A 1,092-nucleotide genomic window follows, 5' to 3' on the forward strand; every position below is an offset into this window, starting at 1 on the left:
ACTGCATTAATTTTATCTGAAATATCATCAAGCTTCATATTTGTTTCAGTACGAAATTCAGTAAGATTTGCAGTTTGGTCATGAACAGTGTCTAATTTTTTCTCAATGCGTGATTGACCTTCTTCAAGTCTAGAGAAACGTTCATTAGATTCATTTTTGAAATTTTTCAACTCTGTTTCTACTGAAATTAATTTTTTATTAATATTTTTTACTTCACTTAATAATTGCTTTAGTATTTCATTTGACATAATAATCATCCTTTCGTGATGGTTTTAAAAACTTCTGAAAAAGCTTTAAGTTGTTCAGGAGTTAATTTCTTAGCAGTATATAGAAACTCTTGGATTTCAGGAGTTAAATTATCATCATCTTTAAAAAATTCAGCAAGTGTTATATCAAAATATTTACAGAAAGCTATTAATAATTTTAGTGAAGGTAATGAATTTCCATTTTCTATTTTAGTAATTGTAGATGGGTCTACACCTAAATTATTTCCAAGTTTATTAGCGGATAACTTATGAAGTTTCCTAATTTGTTTAAATCTTAAACCAATATTCATAATTTAAAAGACCTCGCTTTACATGAATTATATTCAGTTTATTATATTATATCAATAAACAGATGAATAGAGAATACTGAATAAAATTCTTTATTTTGTATTGACAAACTGAAATATATTCAGTAAAATATATTTAAGAGAGGAGTGAAATTCATGTTGGGTGATAAAATCAAAGAATATAGGTCAATAAAAGGACTAACTCAAAAACAACTAGCCGTTAAAATTAACAAAAGTCCTACATTGATAACTAAGATAGAAACGAATAATGCTAATCCTTCATTGCAGACGTTGGAATGTATAGCCCGAGCCTTAGAAGTACCATTAATCAATTTACTAGAAGACCAATCAGCCTAATCTTAGTATACGTTATCAAAGCTTTCAAAAAAAATAGTAAATTATGGAAAGCTAAAATATAAAAAAAGTTATTTAATGAGCTTTAACTTAGCAATGTCATAAAGATTTTCTTTGGTTATGGCTTCAACTGCATTAATTTTATCTGAAATATCATCAAGCTTCATATTTGTTTCAGTACGAAA

At 26.6% G+C, this 1,092-nt stretch carries 3 protein-coding genes; 1 reads left to right on the forward strand and 2 read right to left on the reverse strand.

Going from position 1 to position 1,092, the window contains the following annotated elements; translation table 11 throughout:
- Both BUB36_RS18995 and BUB36_RS19000 read right to left on the reverse strand, forming a co-directional pair.
- Window positions 1-248: hypothetical protein (locus BUB36_RS18995; protein WP_207550864.1), on the reverse strand; the 248-nt coding region annotated here is incomplete at its 3' end.
- A gap of 5 nt (window positions 249-253) precedes the next feature.
- On the reverse strand, window positions 254-556 hold the full coding sequence (locus tag BUB36_RS19000) for a helix-turn-helix domain-containing protein (RefSeq protein ID WP_073153915.1): 303 nt from the start codon (window positions 554-556) through the stop codon (window positions 254-256).
- 153 nt (window positions 557-709) lie between these two features.
- Here BUB36_RS19000 and BUB36_RS19005 point away from each other — a divergent pair, with 153 nt between their 5' ends.
- The gene (locus BUB36_RS19005; protein ID WP_073153918.1) at window positions 710-910 is read left to right on the forward strand and encodes a helix-turn-helix domain-containing protein; all 201 of its coding nucleotides are present in this window, start codon (window positions 710-712) and stop codon (window positions 908-910) included.
- Window positions 911-1,092: the final 182 nt, after the last annotated feature.

The organism is Paramaledivibacter caminithermalis DSM 15212, assembly GCF_900142245.1.
In the GTDB taxonomy this organism is placed as follows: Bacteria; Bacillota; Clostridia; order Peptostreptococcales; family Caminicellaceae; genus Paramaledivibacter; species Paramaledivibacter caminithermalis.

What these genes read in the sequence shown, in the direction of transcription:
- BUB36_RS19000 (WP_073153915.1), bottom strand. Translation starts at nt 556, where the DNA reads ATGAATATTGGTTTAAGATTTAAACAAATTAGGAAACTTCATAAGTTA.
- BUB36_RS19005 (WP_073153918.1), top strand. Translation starts at nt 710, where the DNA reads ATGTTGGGTGATAAAATCAAAGAATATAGGTCAATAAAAGGACTAACT.